This is a genomic window from Mesorhizobium qingshengii (assembly GCF_027563465.1).
In the GTDB taxonomy this organism is placed as follows: Bacteria; Pseudomonadota; Alphaproteobacteria; order Rhizobiales; family Rhizobiaceae; genus Mesorhizobium; species Mesorhizobium qingshengii_A.
The window spans coordinates 274,445-288,786 of sequence record NZ_JAPFQA010000001.1 but is presented as its reverse complement, the minus strand read 5'-3'; the positions used below and the strand labels follow the sequence as shown (position 1 = coordinate 288,786).

General features: G+C 65.0%; 16 protein-coding genes. 8 read left to right on the top strand and 8 right to left on the bottom strand.

What is annotated here, in order from left to right; translation table 11 throughout:
- Nucleotides 1-44: 44 nt before the first annotated feature.
- Genes OOJ09_RS01340 through OOJ09_RS01330 form a run of 3 tightly spaced genes read left to right on the top strand, consistent with a single transcriptional unit; the run spans nucleotide 45 to nucleotide 2,814 of the window.
- Nucleotides 45-1,148 carry an ABC transporter ATP-binding protein gene (locus OOJ09_RS01340; protein WP_269903462.1) on the top strand — a complete coding sequence of 368 codons (1,104 nt, stop codon included), beginning with the start codon at nucleotides 45-47 and terminating at the stop codon, nucleotides 1,146-1,148.
- Nucleotides 1,145-2,017, top strand: coding sequence for an ABC transporter permease (locus OOJ09_RS01335; RefSeq protein ID WP_269903461.1), 873 nt, complete (start codon nucleotides 1,145-1,147; stop codon nucleotides 2,015-2,017). Before OOJ09_RS01340 ends, OOJ09_RS01335 begins: the two co-directional genes overlap by 4 nt.
- Entirely contained in the window at nucleotides 2,014-2,814 is an 801-nt protein-coding gene (locus OOJ09_RS01330; RefSeq protein WP_269903460.1) for an ABC transporter permease, read from the top strand. Before OOJ09_RS01335 ends, OOJ09_RS01330 begins: the two co-directional genes overlap by 4 nt.
- Nucleotides 2,815-2,827: 13 nt before the next feature.
- On the opposite strand, the gene OOJ09_RS01325 is transcribed toward OOJ09_RS01330, so the two are convergent.
- From OOJ09_RS01325 to OOJ09_RS01295, 7 genes are all read right to left on the bottom strand, one after another.
- Nucleotides 2,828-4,231, bottom strand: a complete 1,404-nt coding sequence (locus tag OOJ09_RS01325; protein ID WP_269903459.1) for an FAD-binding oxidoreductase — start codon at nucleotides 4,229-4,231, stop codon at nucleotides 2,828-2,830.
- Nucleotides 4,232-4,445: 214 nt separating this feature from the next.
- Nucleotides 4,446-5,705 carry an ABC transporter substrate-binding protein gene (locus OOJ09_RS01320; RefSeq protein ID WP_269903458.1) on the bottom strand — a complete coding sequence of 420 codons (1,260 nt, stop codon included), beginning with the start codon at nucleotides 5,703-5,705 and terminating at the stop codon, nucleotides 4,446-4,448.
- A 48-nt stretch (nucleotides 5,706-5,753) separates the two neighbouring features.
- Nucleotides 5,754-6,185 (bottom strand): DUF4440 domain-containing protein, encoded by a 432-nt coding sequence (locus OOJ09_RS01315; RefSeq protein WP_269903457.1) that lies wholly within the window; start codon nucleotides 6,183-6,185, stop codon nucleotides 5,754-5,756.
- Entirely contained in the window at nucleotides 6,182-7,237 is a 1,056-nt protein-coding gene (locus OOJ09_RS01310; protein ID WP_269903456.1) for an aldo/keto reductase, read from the bottom strand. Before OOJ09_RS01310 ends, OOJ09_RS01315 begins: the two co-directional genes overlap by 4 nt.
- Nucleotides 7,234-7,587, bottom strand: coding sequence for a TIGR04076 family protein (locus tag OOJ09_RS01305; RefSeq protein ID WP_269903455.1), 354 nt, complete (start codon nucleotides 7,585-7,587; stop codon nucleotides 7,234-7,236). The genes OOJ09_RS01310 and OOJ09_RS01305 overlap by 4 nt, the downstream gene beginning before the upstream one ends.
- A gap of 1 nt (nucleotide 7,588) precedes the next feature.
- Nucleotides 7,589-8,071 carry a DUF3830 family protein gene (locus tag OOJ09_RS01300; RefSeq protein WP_269903454.1) on the bottom strand — a complete coding sequence of 161 codons (483 nt, stop codon included), beginning with the start codon at nucleotides 8,069-8,071 and terminating at the stop codon, nucleotides 7,589-7,591.
- A complete protein-coding gene (locus OOJ09_RS01295) occupies nucleotides 8,068-8,802 on the bottom strand; it encodes a GntR family transcriptional regulator (RefSeq protein ID WP_269903453.1) in 735 nt (244 codons plus the stop codon). The genes OOJ09_RS01300 and OOJ09_RS01295 overlap by 4 nt, the downstream gene beginning before the upstream one ends.
- Before the next feature lie 127 nt (nucleotides 8,803-8,929).
- Between OOJ09_RS01295 and OOJ09_RS01290 the strand changes: the two genes are divergently transcribed.
- From OOJ09_RS01290 to OOJ09_RS01270, 5 genes are read left to right on the top strand one after another with little or no spacing between them, the layout of a single operon-like run.
- The gene (locus OOJ09_RS01290; RefSeq protein WP_269903452.1) at nucleotides 8,930-9,730 is read left to right on the top strand and encodes an ABC transporter ATP-binding protein; all 801 of its coding nucleotides are present in this window, start codon (nucleotides 8,930-8,932) and stop codon (nucleotides 9,728-9,730) included.
- Complete coding sequence (locus tag OOJ09_RS01285; RefSeq protein ID WP_269903451.1) at nucleotides 9,727-10,476, top strand: ABC transporter ATP-binding protein; 750 nt, start codon at nucleotides 9,727-9,729, stop codon at nucleotides 10,474-10,476. Before OOJ09_RS01290 ends, OOJ09_RS01285 begins: the two co-directional genes overlap by 4 nt.
- Nucleotides 10,473-11,381, top strand: a complete 909-nt coding sequence (locus OOJ09_RS01280; RefSeq protein ID WP_269903450.1) for a branched-chain amino acid ABC transporter permease — start codon at nucleotides 10,473-10,475, stop codon at nucleotides 11,379-11,381. The genes OOJ09_RS01285 and OOJ09_RS01280 overlap by 4 nt, the downstream gene beginning before the upstream one ends.
- Nucleotides 11,378-12,361: a branched-chain amino acid ABC transporter permease gene (locus OOJ09_RS01275; RefSeq protein ID WP_269904041.1), complete on the top strand. Its 984-nt coding sequence runs from the start codon at nucleotides 11,378-11,380 to the stop codon at nucleotides 12,359-12,361. Before OOJ09_RS01280 ends, OOJ09_RS01275 begins: the two co-directional genes overlap by 4 nt.
- Nucleotides 12,358-13,662, top strand: coding sequence for an NAD(P)/FAD-dependent oxidoreductase (locus OOJ09_RS01270; protein ID WP_269903449.1), 1,305 nt, complete (start codon nucleotides 12,358-12,360; stop codon nucleotides 13,660-13,662). The genes OOJ09_RS01275 and OOJ09_RS01270 overlap by 4 nt, the downstream gene beginning before the upstream one ends.
- Before the next feature lie 23 nt (nucleotides 13,663-13,685).
- Here the strand turns inward: OOJ09_RS01270 and OOJ09_RS01265 are convergent, their stop codons facing one another.
- A complete protein-coding gene (locus tag OOJ09_RS01265) occupies nucleotides 13,686-14,342 on the bottom strand; it encodes a GntR family transcriptional regulator (RefSeq protein ID WP_269903448.1) in 657 nt (218 codons plus the stop codon).

Genomic DNA, 14,342 nt, shown 5'->3' with positions numbered 1-14,342 from the left:
GGTCCGGACGTTCCGGACCGCCGCAGCGTGTGCGAGAATAGCTTATGAACCAGAACGCCGACCTGCTGACGCTGCGGTCCGTCTCGAAATCCTACGGCACGGTTCCCGTGCTGCACGACATCGACTTGTCGATCAAGGACGGCGAGTTCCTGACCGTTCTCGGGCCATCCGGCTCCGGCAAGACCACGGTGCTGCGGCTGATCGGCGGACTGGAACCGCTGACCTCGGGCGAAATCCGGCTCGACGGCCAGGACATCAGCCGCATGCCAATCAACAAGCGGCCGTTCAACACCGTGTTCCAGGATTATGCGCTGTTCCCGCACCTCACCGTTTCCGGCAATGTCGGCTATGGGCTTTCGGTGCGCCATATCCAGCGCAAGGAGATCGTGCGCCGCGTCGCGGAGGCCCTGGAACTGGTCCAGCTTGGGCGTTTCGCCGATCGCTTTCCAGCACAGCTCTCCGGCGGCCAGCGCCAGCGCGTCGCATTGGCCCGCGCATTGATCTGCCAGCCGCGCCTGATCCTGCTCGACGAGCCGCTGGCGGCGCTCGACCTCGAGCTGCGCCGGCAGATGCAGGAGTTCCTGAAGTCCATCCAGCGCGAAATCAAGACCACCTTCCTGTTCGTCACCCATGACCAGGAAGAAGCCATCGGCATGGCCGACCGGATCTGCGTGATGGAAGCCGGCCACATCCGCCAGCTCGGCACGCCGCACGACCTCTATTACAAGCCGAATTGCGAGTTCGTCGCGCGCTTCTTCGGCGAGAACAATCTGGTGGCCGGAAAACTCGGACCCGCCCATGGCGAGCTGCGATCGATCGAGACGGCGCTCGGCCGCCTCATCTGCTCGATCAGCAGCCAGCCGCATTTGAAAGCCGCACCGGATGGTGCCAGCGCCTACGCGGCGTTCCGTCCCGAGGCATTGCATCTTGTGGATGGGAAGGACGCCGACAACCGCTTTTCCGGCACGATCGCCGACCTGGCCTTTGCCGGCTCATCGACCGTCGCCACCATCGCGGCCGGCATCGGCAATGCCGCGCAACGCCTGCGGCTGCGCGTGCCAAGCCGGGTCGACGGCAGCGCGCTGAAATCCGGCGAGACGGTATCGCTTTCGTTCGCGCCGCATGAAGGCCATCTGGTGCTGGCATGAGCGAAGCCGGTTCGATGCAGCCCGCGGAAAGACGGTTGTCGCTGCTGGTGACGGTGCTGGCCTTCGCCTTGCCGGTGCTCTTCGTCCTGGTGCCGCTGGCGATCTTCCTCGGCTACAGTTTCTTCAGCGTCGATCAGGGCACGATCGTTTACGGTCTGTCGCTCGGCAACTATGTCCGCTTCTTCACCGATCCCATCTTCCTCCCGGTGTTCTGGAACACCATCGTACTGTGTGTATCGGTGGCCATCATCTGCATCCTGCTTGCCTATCCCGCCGCCTATTTCCTGACGACGCTGAAAGGGCGCTGGCGTTACGCCTTGCTGATGCTGCTGCTGGTGCCCCTGCTGATGAGCTACGTCATCAAGATCTATGCGATCCGCAGCATCCTTGGCCTCAACGGCTTCCTCAACAAGGCGCTGGTGGCGGTCGGCATCCTGCAGCAGCCGTCGACGCTTTTCGTGTTCAACATGAACGCCATCCTGCTGACGCTGACGCTGCTGCTGATCCCCTTCGCCATCCTGCCGATCTTCCTGTCGCTGGAGCGTATCCCGCAGGTGCTGCTGCGCGCCTCCGACGATCTCGGCGCGAGCGGCCTGCAGACGTTCCTGCGCATCACCTTGCCGCTCAGCCTGCCCGGCGTCGCCTCGGCGGCGAGCTTCGTCTTCGTGCTGGCGATCGGCGATTTCCTGACGCCGCAAATGGTCGGCGGGATCAGCGGCTTCACTTTCGGCCGCATCCTCTACAGCCAGTTCGGCACGGCCTATAACTGGCCGTTCGGCGCCGCGCTGTCGGTGGCCCTGGCGGTCGTTGTGATCGCGGCGATCCTTGTCGGCGAACGCTTCGGCCGCAACCGGGGGACGTCGATATGAGCGCCCTGCCCCGCTTGTCCACCATCCTTCTGGCAGCGATCACGACGCTGGTCGCGGTGCTGCTCTACAGCCCGCTGTTCGTGCCGATCGTGTCGTCGTTCTTCACGATTTCGCATGGCGATGTCGACTGGTCGTCGCCGACCGTCTCGACCTATGTGGCGCTGGTCCAGAACCATGACATCCTGGCCGCCTTGCGCACCACGCTGATCGTCGGTGCCTGCACCGTCGTCCTGTCGGTGGTCAGCGGAACGCTGCTGGCGCTCTACTATCACGGGCGCCGTTCCGGGCGTTCCGTGCTGCAGTTCATCATCTTCCTGCCGTTCCTGATGCCGCCGATCATCAGCGGCCTGGCGCTGCTTATCTTCTTTCGCGAGATCCACCTCGAACGCTCGCTGCTGACCGTCATCATCGGACACACGGTCTTCGTTCTGGCGATCGTCTACCGCACGGTGCTGACGCGGCTGCAGTCGATGAGCCGCACGCTGGTCGAAGCATCCTACGATCTTGGCGCCACCGGCTGGCAGACGTTCTGGCGCATCATCCTGCCAAACCTGTCGAGCGCGATGGTCGGCGGAGCTATCCTGGCTTTTGCCCTGTCGTTCGACGAGACGATGATCACCATCCTGGTCACAGGCACGCAAAGCACGTTGCCGGTCAGGCTGTGGGCGATGATGCGGCTTGGCTTTTCGCCCGACATCAACGCGCTGGTGGCGCTGATCCTGATGTTCACCGTGCTGCTCTGCGTGCTTGCCGCCCGTTTTCTTATCCCCAGGCAAGTCGCGACCGAACGGACCTGAGTACCGGGCACCGTCATCGAGGCAAGGCAGATGGGTTGAGGTCGAAGACCCGCCCGGGATTGAGGATGTTCTTCGGGTCGAGTGCTACCTTCAGCCGCCGCATCGTGGCGATCTCAGGGTCGCTGCGGACCAGATGCAGCCACTTCTTCTTGTCGAGGCCGATGCCATGCTCGGCCGAAACGCCACCTCCGGCGGCCGCCACGCCGCGATAGACGATGTCATATGCCGCCGCCGGGTCCACCGTGCGGACCTGATAGTGCAGATTGCCGTCGCCGAGATGGCCGAAGACATAGATGTCGGCGCCGGGGTCAACGGCGTGGATGGCAGCGTCCGCTTCCCGCAGGAAGGCGCCCATGCGCGCCAGCGGGATGCTGATATCGACCCCGACCAGGTCTTTTATCGAAAACAGAACGCGATTGGCATCCTCGCGCACATCCCAGAGTGCCCGGAATTCGCGCGGCGACTGCGAGACGACTACATCGTCGATCACGCCATCCTCGACCGCCTGCATCAACACCTCGGCAAAGCGCTCGCCGTCGCGTTCGGGCTCGCTGCCCTGGATTTCGGCCAGCACATAGACAGGCGAGCCCGCCGGCAGCGGCGCCGGCATGGCCATGCTGGCGACCATGACGTCATAGAGCGGTGCGAAGTTGACCTCGTAGGCAGACAGTAGCGGGCCGAGCTTTTGCCGGAGCAGCCCAAGCAGGGCGATCGCCGCATCGAGCGAAGCGAGTGCGCAGAAGGCGTTCACCTCGGAGGCCGGCTTGGGATGCAGCCTGAGCGCGGCGCGCGTGACGACGCCGAGCGTGCCTTCGGTGCCGATGAAGAGCTGGCTGAGGTCGTATCCGGAATTGTCCTTGGGCAGGCCCTTGACCGAGGTCAACACGCTGCCATCGGCAAGCACCGCCTCCAACCCCAGCACCTGCGCCCGGTACATGCCGTAGCGCAGCACACGAATGCCGCCGGCATTGGTGGCGACATTGCCGCCAACCGTTGCCGAGCCACGGGCACCAATATCGACGCCGAACATCAGCCCCACGCCGTCGGCCGCCTCCTGCACGGATTGCAGCGTCGCGCCTGCTTCCGCGACGATGCTGGCAGCCTGGCGATCCGGCGCGGCAAGGCCGGCCATGCGCTCCAGCGACAGCACGATCTCACCCGGCTGCACGCGCGCGGCGCCGGTCAGCCCGGTGCGTCCGCCCTGGACGACGACCGGCTGGCCGAGAGCATTGCACCCGGCGAGTGCCGCCGCGACACCAACGGTGTCGCGAGGACGCAGCACCACTTCAGGAAGCGCGCCAGGTTTGCCGTCGGGATCGTCACGATAGCGCTGATCAACATCGGAGCCGGCGAGGACGCCGCCCGCGCCCAGCCTATCGCCAAGAGCGGACAAAAGCCGTTGCGTTTCAGGCGACATCGGGCTCAGGCGCCTGCGTGGCAAAGCGCGTCGTCTGCTTCCACCGACCGGGCGGCCCGATGAGTATTTCTATCCAACACGCTCGCCATCCTTCAATTGCGGCCGGACGATCCTATTCGGGATCGCCTGCCGTGCAAGCGATATCGGCCTGCCTTAAACGATGCCGGCATCAATCGCGACAAGACGCGATTGATGCCGGAAGCGCGATGCCAGCTTACTGAAGCTTGGCCTGCAGGGCGTTGACATCGTCGGTGGTCATTTCGCCGTCGGTCGTCACCTTGCCGTCGACGATCTTCCACAGCCGGAACGGGCCGGTGATGTCGCCATATTTGTCGAAGGCGACCGGGCCGATGACGCCTTCGTAGCGGATCGGCTTGCCGTCCTTGATCAGGCCGAGCGCCTTGGCGAATTCGTCCTTGCCGGCAAAGATCGGCGTGCCTGCCGGGTCGACCGCCTTGTACATCGCGTCCTTGATCTTGGCCGGGTCCTCGGAGCCGGCGATGGCGATGGCCAGCCCGACGATGGCGCCGGCGTCATAGGAACGGTCGGCGGCTGGATTGGACGGCTCGATGCCGGAAAATTCCTTGTAGTTCTTCATGAAGTAGTCGGTCGATGCGGTCGGGCTGGTACCCGACGACGTGCCATAGGCATCCTTCAGATAGTCGGCGCCGACCGACTCGATGAAGTCCGGGCTGTTCATGCCGTCATTGAGCAGGAATTTCTGCACGCCGCCCTGCGAAATCCAGGTGCGGGCAACGGTTGCGCCATCGACCGGCGTGCTGACGAGATAGAGCCCGTCCGGTTCGCCGGCCATCGCCGCCGTGACTTCCGAGGCATAGTTCGACTGCTTTTCGTTGTAGGGCGTGTCGGAGACGATGGTGCCGCCGAGCGCTTTGTAGGCGCGCGAGAATTCGGCCACCATGTTGACGCCGAAGTCGTTGTTGACGTGGATGACCGACAGCTTCTTGAAGCCCTTGTCGATGGCATATTTGGCGGCGGCGACGCCCTGCAGCGCATCAGAGGTGATGGTGCGGAAGAAGATGCCATTGGTCTTGCCGTCGCGGCCGAGCGCCGTCAGCGTCGGCGACGACGAAGCCGGCGACACCTGGACGATCTTTGCCGGCGCGGTGACCGAGGTCAGGATCGGGATCGACACCGAAGAGATGATGCCGCCGATGATGACCGGCACTTTCTTGACCTGAACCAGCTGGGTCGCCGCGTCGACGGCGATGTTGCCCTGGCTCTGGCTGTCGCGCGTGTCGGTTGCCAGATCGCAGCCGCGCACGCCGCCGGCGGCGTTGATGTCACGGAAGGCCATCTCGACCGACTTGGCGCCGGCCTGGCCGTACTCGCCGGCCGGACCGGTCAGCTCCATGACGAGGCCGACGGTGATCTTGCAATCGGCGGCCTGTGCCGCACCGGCCATCGTCACGAGCGCGAGCGCGGTGGTGAGTTGGAGTATCGTCTTTGTCATTGTTGTTCCCCTTTCGTTACTCGACTGTATCTGATCTCTGGAGCCTGTTCAGCTTTCCGGCACCTGCAGCCAGGTTTCATGCAGATGCCGCCATTGGACGCCGTTGGGCGCCGATGAACTGGTGGTGAAGACGGCGCTGGATTGGCGACGGCTGCGCTTGCCGCCACGCAACTGCGCCTCGACGTAGAGGACGACGATCGTGTCCGCGCCCTGCCAGCCGGGCCGGATGTCCTCGATCGAAATGGTGAAGCCGTCGTCGCAAGAGGCGCGGCTTGAGCGGACATGATCGACGACCGCGTCGCGATCGAGGACCTTGCCGTCCGGCGCGACCATGCCGAAGCCGTCGCCCATGGCACGCTCGAAACGGCTGAAATCCGCCTTGTCGGCGCGCGCGGCGACAAACCAGTCGACGAAGAAGCGATGCAGGTCGATGACCTCGGCGCTGGCCTTGGAAAACAGTGTCTCGTTGATGGCGCTCATGTCCGGCCCGCGTTCAGATTGTAGTGCATGATCGAACCGTGACGGCCGTGGCGGTCGCGCTCCAGCGTATAGACGTCGCCCAGGGGGCCCTGGCTTTGCGCGATCACGGCAGCGATCCCCGCCATGTCCTCGGCGTCGAGCGCAACGTCCATGATCTTGGTATTGGCCAGAGCATGTGCCTGGTTGCGGGCACCGACAATGACGGCCGCCGCTTGCGGCTGCTGCAGCACCCAGGCGCTGGCGATGGTGGCGATGTCGACGCCGTGGCGATCGCCGACGGCCTTCAGCGCCCGAAGCAGTTGCTGGAACAGCTCCCAGCCGCCAAAATCATCGATGATGAGCTTGTATTTGACCAGCGAACGGTTTTCGAGCGGCGTGGAGGGCTCGGCCACATCGAGCCATTTGTCGCTGAGGAAGCCGCCGGCGACGGAACCGTAGCAGAGGAAGCTGACGCCGTTTTTCGCGGCCAGGCCCGCAAGGCTGTTCGCTGGCCGCTGGTCGAGCACTGAATATTGCAATTGCTGGCTGACCAGCGGAATGCCGGCGGCGAGAATTTCGGCCAGCCGCGGCGTGTCGAAATTGGTGGTGCCGAGATTGCGCACCTTGCCTTCCAGCCGAAGCTCGTTGAGCCAGCCCATCGCATCGACATAGCCGGCTATCGCATAATCCCACCAGTGGAACTGCACGAGATCGAGCCGTTCGGTCTTCAGCCGCCGCAGCGACTGGTCGACGATGCCCCTGATGTAGTCGCGGCTGATGCCTGCAAGCCTTTCCAGGTCGGGCACCAGCTTGGTGTGCACCTTCATCCTGGCGGCGGCGTCGAGGCCGCGCTCGCTGGCCAGCCGCAGGCGCGCGGCACCGATCAGTTCCTCGACGCCGGTGTAGATGTCGGCACAGTCATAGGTCCAGATGCCGGCATCGAAGGTGGCGATGAGATCGGCCACCGCCTGCTGGCGATCGATGGCGCCGTGGCCGCCGGCCAGCTGCCAGCCGCCGCGAATGACGCGCGAGATCGTGTAGCCCGGGCTGAGTTCAAAGGTCTTGGCGCTCATCTCTGGTCATTCTCCTTCGGCAGCGGCACCGCCGTGGTTTCGGCATGGCTGAACCGCCGCTTGCCGGTCCTGACGATCCTCAGCCGGCTGGCGCAATTGGGATCGGGACAGGCGATCTCGGCGTCCGAGGTCATCCAGTCATTTGGATGGGTTGGCCGCTGCTTGGCCGCCAGCAGTGGCAACACGGCGGCAAGCGAGTAGATCGAGAAGCCTTGCCCAGCCGGCATCGACAGCATCTCGCCCTTGAGCTCGAAATAGTCGCCGGCCCTGGCGCCGCAATAGATCGGCTTGCCCTCGGGAATGACCGCCTCGACGCGAAGATCGAAGAGTTCGAAACCGTCTTCGGCCATGTCAGGCCTCCACCAGGCTGAAGGTGATGTCGCAGGCGCCGTTGCGGCGGATCACACCGCAGGCTGCGGCGAACTGATCGCGGTCTTCGGCAAGCACCTGCGCCACCACGCTGCCGGCGAGCCAGCCGATCGGGAACAAAAGCCGCGCGCCCTGCCCATAGAACAGGCCGATGTCGAAGATCGCGTTGGGATTGCCGCCCCACATGCGCGGCGGCACGTAGGACAAGACGATGTCACCGGGCTGTGGCGTCAACGTCGCATTCTCCGCAGGCAACGGCCTGGCATAGGCCTGGTCCTCAAGATCAGCCGATGGAACCGGGCAGGAGATTTCCGGCCCCGTCCACATCGCATGGATTCCCGGGACGACGCGCGACGTGCCGAGATATGCCTTGAGAAAGGCAGCATTCTCCGGCGCCTTCTCGGGCAGCAGCAGCGCCGTGACGGCAAGCTTCGAGCGCGGCTCGGTGATCCTGATGGCGGTCATGTCTGGTCTTTCGCGGCGGCGGCCTGCAGTTTGCTGCGCAGGAAGGTGAAAGGCCGGCTGATGTCGGCGACCAGCGCCTCACGCGCTGCCTGCGCATCCTGCGTGGACAGGGCTGTCACGATGCGGCGGTGATACTGGGCGGTGTCGACCTCGCCGGCTTCCGAGAAGGCGTAGATGGCGACACGAATGCAAGGTCCCGATTGCAGCCACAGGCTCTCGATCATCGGGATCAGCACGGCCGAGCCGCAGGAGCGGTAGATCTCGAAATGAAAGCTCTGGTTGAGCGTCACCTCGCGATCGACATCCTTCTTGTGTTTCAGCGCCCGCATCTCGTCCCACTCACCGAGAATGGTTTCGATGGTGGCGATCTGGCGCGGCCCCATTCGGGCGGCGGCAAGCGCGATGGCCTCGCCCTCGATCAGGATGCGGGCCCGCAGGAGATCGTCGAGCCGTTCCAGCGTGATCGGCGGCACGCGCACCGAACGGTTGGGCAACGCCTCCAGCGCCTTTTCGGTAATCAGCCGGCCAAGCGCCTCGCGCACCGGCATGGTCGAGGTGACCAGCGCATCGGCCAGGCCACGGATAGTCAGCACCTGGCTTGGCTCGAAGAGGCCGCCGATCAAGGCGCGGCGCAGTTCGGAATAGACGCGATCCTGCACGGTCTCGCGGCCGACCGGCGCAAGCTGGGCGGCGATCACCTCGTTGTTCTTCTCGATGGCAGCCTTTTGCATGGAATTCCGTTCTTGGCCGGTTTTCGGCTTGCGGACGAAATTAAAGCCGAATAGCGTGATCAAAGCAAGTGTGATCACAAATCAAAAATCAGAAGGCGGCGACGATCGTCTTCGGCCAGAGGGTTTGATGAGCGAGGCAACCAAACGGCACAGGGAGGAAACCCGCGCCCCGGTTCTGGCGGCAAGGAACGTCGTCAGGCGTTTCGGCGGTCTCGTCGCCGTCAACGATGTCTCGTTTGATGTCAGGGCGGGAGAAATCCTTGGACTCATCGGACCAAACGGCGCCGGCAAGACGACGATGTTCGACGTGCTCGCCGGCAGCATCTTGCCAACCAGCGGCGAGATCTTCCTCAACGGTGCGCGCGTCTCGGGCGAAGCCGCGCATCTGCGCATCGGCCGTGGCCTCGGCCGCACTTTCCAGATTCCGCGGCCGCTGCCCAACCTGACGCTGATCGAGAACATCATGCTGGCGGCGCAGGGCCAGGCCGGCGAAAAATTGCTCGCCAACTTCGTGACGCCATGGCGGGTGGCGACGCAGGAGAGAGCAGCCAGGACAAAGGCGCTCGAACTGCTGGAACTCGTCACCCTCACCCACCTCGCGCATGAACCGGCGCGCGTGCTTTCAGGCGGCCAGCGCAAGCTGCTCGAACTCGCCCGCGTGATGATGGCCGACCCGGCGATCATCCTGCTCGACGAACCGGCGGCAGGCGTCAACGCGAGCCTGCTCGAAGTCATCATCGACCGCATCCGCGACATCAACGCGCGCGGCATCACCTTCCTCTTGATCGAGCACAATATCGACATGGTGACGCGGCTCTGCCATCGCGTCCTCGTCATGGCGAGCGGCCAGTTGCTGAGCGAAGGCACGGCGGAAGAGGTCGCTCGCGACCCGCGCGTCATCGAGGCCTATCTCGGAGGCGCGGCATGATCGAAACCGTCCTCGATGTCCGCGACCTGGAAGCCGGTTACGAACCCGGAGTGCCGATCGTGCGCGGCGCGTCGATCACCGTCAACAAGGGGGAGATCGTCGTTGTCCTCGGCCCAAATGGCGCTGGCAAGTCGAGCTTCATCAAGGCGATTGCCGGCCTCGTCCCGATCACCGGCGGCACGGTGCTTCTGGACGGCAAGGACATCACCGCCGCACCGGCCCACACCATGGTGCGGCTTGGGCTTGCCTTCGTGCCGCAGACCGAAAATATCTTTCCGCTGATGTCGGTCGAGGACAATCTCAGGGTCGCCTGCGGCATCCTCGAGCGGCGCGAAATCCCTGGCCGTATCCAGGAAATGTATGCGGCCTTCCCCGACCTCATCCGCCAGCGCCGCACCGCCGCCGGCAACCTGTCGGGTGGACAGCGGCAGATGCTCGCCGTCGCACGGGCGCTGATCGTCCACCCCAAGGTGCTGGTGCTCGACGAGCCGTCGGCCGGCCTGTCGCCGAAATTCGTGTCGATGGTGTTCGAGATGCTGGCCGGCATCCGCAAGTCCGGCGTCACCATCCTGCTGGTCGAGCAGAACGCCAAGGCAGCGCTTGCCATCGGCGACCGCGCCTATGTGCTGGTCGAAGGCAAGGACCGGCACGAAGGCATTGCCTCCGAACTGTGGAACGATCCGGTGGTCGCCGAACTCTATCTCGGCCAGCGCCCGCTGCGCGCCGAGAAAGGAGGCGCGGCATGAGCCTGCAATTTGTCGTCGATGGATTGCTGACCGGCTCGATGATCGGCCTCGGCGCCATCGGCGTGACGCTCACCTATTCGATCCTGCGCTTCTCGAACTTCGCTCATGGCGACTTTATGGCCTGGGGCACCTATGCGACGCTCGCCGTCGTCAGCGCCATCGGCGCAACAGTCGGCAAGGTGGCGCCGATCGCGCCACTGTCCTTCGGCTGGCCGCTCCTTGTCGCACTGGTCATCGGGATGGCATTCACCGCCCTCCTGGCGCTGCTGCTCGACAGAGTGCTGTTCGCGCGGCTGCGCTCACAAGGCCAGGCCATCATCGTGGTGATGGCGAGCTTCGGCGCTTCGATGGCGCTCCGGAGCCTGCTCGAATTCACCTTCACCTCGCGCCCGACCTATTTCAGCCGGGCGATCCAGATCGCCATGCCGGTCGGCTTCGGCATCCGCATCACGCCCGACCAGATCGCGCTTTTGCTGCTGACCGCCGTGCTCGTGCTCGGCGTGCACCTCTTGATGACGCGCACGCAGACCGGCCGCTCCATGCAGGCCCTGAGCCAGAACGCGGCACTTGCTCGCATCGTCGGCATCGACGTCGCCAGCGTGGTGCGCGTGACCTGGATCATCGGTGGGGCGCTGGCCTGCGTGGCCGGCGTGATGATCGGCATCCTGGTGCAGATCCGCCCGTTCATGGGCTTCGACATGCTGCTGCCGATGTTCGCCGCCGCCATCCTCGGTGGCATCGGCAGCATCCCCGGCGCCGTTCTCGGCGGCCTGATCATCGGGCTCGCCGAAGCCGGAGCCGTTCAGTTGATCGGAGCCGAATGGCGCGCCGCCGTCTCCTTCATCATCCTGATGGCGGTGTTGTTTGTGCGGCCGATCGGCCTTTTTGGTGTGAGGGAACGCTGATGGACCTGCTCGGCTATGGCGCCTTCTTCCTGACCACCGCGCTGATCTTTTCGCTGGTCACGCTCGGGCTCAACCTGCAGTGGGGGCTGACCGGCCTGTTCAATGTCGGCCTCGCCGGCTTCGTCGCCATCGGTGCCTACACTTCGGCCTTGCTGACGACGCCGGACGATGCCGCGCGGCTCGGCGGCTTCGGCCTGCCGATCCTCGTCGGCTGGCTCGGCGCCATGGTCGTCGGCGGCATTGCCGCCGCTCTTACCGGCATGGCGACGCTGCGTCTGCGATCCGACTATCTGGCGATCACCACCTTCGGCGTCGCCGTCGTCGTGCAGCTGGTCGCGCTCAACGCGCAGAAATTGACTGGCGGCCCATTCGGCATCGGCTTCATCCCGCGCCCCTTCGGCAGCCTCGCCGAAACACCGCTGCTGTTCAACCTGTCGAACCTTGCCGTCGTCTGCGCGGTAACACTGATCGCCTATCTCGCTTTGGAGCATCTGTCGCGCAGCCCGTGGGGGCGCGTGCTGAAGGCGCTGCGCGAGGACGAGCGGGCGGCGATCTCGCTCGGCAAGAGCGCGCGTTTCTACCGTGTCCAGGCTTTTGCCGTCGGCGGTGCCATCATGGCGCTGGCCGGCGCGCTGCAGGCGCATTTCACCGGCTTCATCGCCCCGGACAATTACCTGCCGATCCTGACCTTCCAGGTCTGGGTGATGCTGATCGTCGGCGGCTCCGGCAGCAATCTCGGCGCCGTCATCGGCAGCGTCCTGGTGTGGGGGATCTGGGCAGGGTCGGGCACACTGACCAGCATGCTGTTCCCACCGGAGCAGCAGGCCCGCGCCGCCTCGCTGCAGATCGTCGCCATCGGCGTCATGCTTTGCGTCATCCTGCTGATCCGGCCGAACGGCCTGTTCGGCGACAGGCCGCGGCGGCCACGGTTCGGCAAGCGGGCGAGGATCGCCGCGGCCAAGAGCAGTTCCGGGTCATGAACGCTGTAGCCCGGCCGGAGGCGCATGGCGCTTCGCTCTGGCATGCCGTCAGCCGCAACCGCCGCGACCGGCCCGCGCTGCAAGGCGGTCTCGATGTCGATCTGGCCATTGTCGGCGGCGGTTTTTCCGGTCTTTCAACCGCGTTGCACGCCGCCGGGAAAGGACTTTCCGCCGCCGTTCTCGAAGCCGAATTCATTGCCTGGGGCGCGACCGGCAGGAATGCCGGTTTCGTCGTGCCGAACTTCGCCAAGATGGACCCTGACACCATCCTTGCACATCTGGGATCGGAGCGTGGCGGAAGGCTGATCGATTTCGCCGCCGACAGCGCCGACCTGGTCTTCGACCTGGTCCGGGGGCACGGCATCGACTGCGACGCGGTGCAGAGCGGATGGATCCAGCCGGCGCATTCGCCTGCCGCGTTCGAGAAAGTCCAATCACGCGCCAACCAATGGGCGCAACGCGGCCGGCCGGTCGTAGCATTGGACCGGCAGGAGGTCGAAGCCCTGACGGGCGCACGCGGCTATGTCGGCGGCTGGATGGATCGTTCGGGCGGGGTGCTCAATCCGGTAGGCTACGCGCGCGGGCTGGCCGATGCGGCGGAGAAGGCTGGCGCGCGCATCTTCGAACAAACACGCGTCACCTCGATCGATCGCATGGCCGAAGGCTGGGCGCTGAAAACGCCAACGGGCTCGGTGCGCGCCGGCAAGGTGCTGGTTGCCACCAACGCCTATGGCGGGCCGCTGAACCCCTTGCTGCAGCGAACCTACTTCCCCCTGAAAGTCTTCCAGATCGCCACCGCGCCGCTGCCGCGCGAAATACGCGCCCGCCTGCTTCCTGGCGGGCAAGGCGTTGGCGACACCAGGCGCAATCTCTTCACCTTCCGCTTCGACGCCGAAAACCGGCTGATCAGCGGCGGCATGCATATCCTCGGCGCCGGCGCCGATACGCGCGTGCCGCAGACGGTCTGGCGACGGCTCGGCCATCATCTCGACCTGCCCGACCTGCCGCCGGTCGCCTACAGCTGGTCGGGAATGGCGGCAGTCGAACCGGATTTCCTGCCGCACCTCCTGGACCTTGGGCCGGGCCTGATCGCCGGCCGCGCCTGCAACGGACGCGGTATCGCCATGACGACGGCGATGGGCAAGGTGCTGGCCGACTGGGCCGCTGGAACCGACGCCCGCGACCTGCCACTTCCCTTTTCTCCGCCGGCGCCGATCCCGTTTCATGCGGTGCTGCAGCACGCGCCCAACATGCTGCTCGGCTGGAGCATGCTGCGCGACCGGTTGGACAGGGCCGGATAGGTCTATCCTGGCCGTGCGGACGATCAGTCGATCATGCGAAGATTTTCGGAGAGAATCGCGGCCGCCACGGCGATGTCGTCTTCGAGGGATGCCCGAACCGCCGAACCGCTGTGCTGCTCCAACGCGGCAACGATCCTGCGATGCGCATCGTTCGACTGCGGAATGTAGCGATCGGCCTGCATCAGCAGCTTGAGATAGGGCCCAACCCGCCCCCAGAGGTCGCGGATCATGTTCAAGAGGATCGGCGCGCCGGCATGCTGGTAGATGGCGAAATGGAAGGCCTCGTTCAGCGTGAGGTAGGCCCTGGCGTCACCAGCCTCGATGGCGCGCTGCATGCCGTCGAGCGTGACCTGCAGGTCACCCAGCCCGCTTTCGGTCATCCGCGCGGCGGCCATCTCGCCCGCCAGTCCCTCGACGGCGATGCGAATGCGCGTCAGTTCCTCGAAGGCAGGCGCGGACAGCAAGGGCACGATGACCGAGCGGTTGTTCTGCATCTCGAGCAGCCGCTCGGCGACGAGCCTCTGCAGCGCCTCGCGGATCGGCGTCGTCGATATGCCGAACGTCTCGGCGAGCTTGCGGATGACCAGTGTCTGGCCCGGGCTGAAGCCACCTGAAATCAGCTCCTGCTTGAGCGCGCCATAGGCGCGGTCATTCAGGGTCTGATGTTCAAGCTTCAGCAT

Coding starts and splice junctions, on each gene's coding strand:
- OOJ09_RS01340 (WP_269903462.1), top strand. CDS start 45: ATGAACCAGAACGCCGACCTGCTGACGCTGCGGTCCGTCTCGAAATCC.
- OOJ09_RS01335 (WP_269903461.1), top strand. CDS start 1,145: ATGAGCGAAGCCGGTTCGATGCAGCCCGCGGAAAGACGGTTGTCGCTG.
- OOJ09_RS01330 (WP_269903460.1), top strand. CDS start 2,014: ATGAGCGCCCTGCCCCGCTTGTCCACCATCCTTCTGGCAGCGATCACG.
- OOJ09_RS01325 (WP_269903459.1), bottom strand. CDS start 4,231: ATGTCGCCTGAAACGCAACGGCTTTTGTCCGCTCTTGGCGATAGGCTG.
- OOJ09_RS01320 (WP_269903458.1), bottom strand. CDS start 5,705: ATGACAAAGACGATACTCCAACTCACCACCGCGCTCGCGCTCGTGACG.
- OOJ09_RS01315 (WP_269903457.1), bottom strand. CDS start 6,185: ATGAGCGCCATCAACGAGACACTGTTTTCCAAGGCCAGCGCCGAGGTC.
- OOJ09_RS01310 (WP_269903456.1), bottom strand. CDS start 7,237: ATGAGCGCCAAGACCTTTGAACTCAGCCCGGGCTACACGATCTCGCGC.
- OOJ09_RS01305 (WP_269903455.1), bottom strand. CDS start 7,587: ATGGCCGAAGACGGTTTCGAACTCTTCGATCTTCGCGTCGAGGCGGTC.
- OOJ09_RS01300 (WP_269903454.1), bottom strand. CDS start 8,071: ATGACCGCCATCAGGATCACCGAGCCGCGCTCGAAGCTTGCCGTCACG.
- OOJ09_RS01295 (WP_269903453.1), bottom strand. CDS start 8,802: ATGCAAAAGGCTGCCATCGAGAAGAACAACGAGGTGATCGCCGCCCAG.
- OOJ09_RS01290 (WP_269903452.1), top strand. CDS start 8,930: ATGAGCGAGGCAACCAAACGGCACAGGGAGGAAACCCGCGCCCCGGTT.
- OOJ09_RS01285 (WP_269903451.1), top strand. CDS start 9,727: ATGATCGAAACCGTCCTCGATGTCCGCGACCTGGAAGCCGGTTACGAA.
- OOJ09_RS01280 (WP_269903450.1), top strand. CDS start 10,473: ATGAGCCTGCAATTTGTCGTCGATGGATTGCTGACCGGCTCGATGATC.
- OOJ09_RS01270 (WP_269903449.1), top strand. CDS start 12,358: ATGAACGCTGTAGCCCGGCCGGAGGCGCATGGCGCTTCGCTCTGGCAT.
- OOJ09_RS01265 (WP_269903448.1), bottom strand. CDS start 14,342: ATGCTGAAGCTTGAACATCAGACCCTGAATGACCGCGCCTATGGCGCG.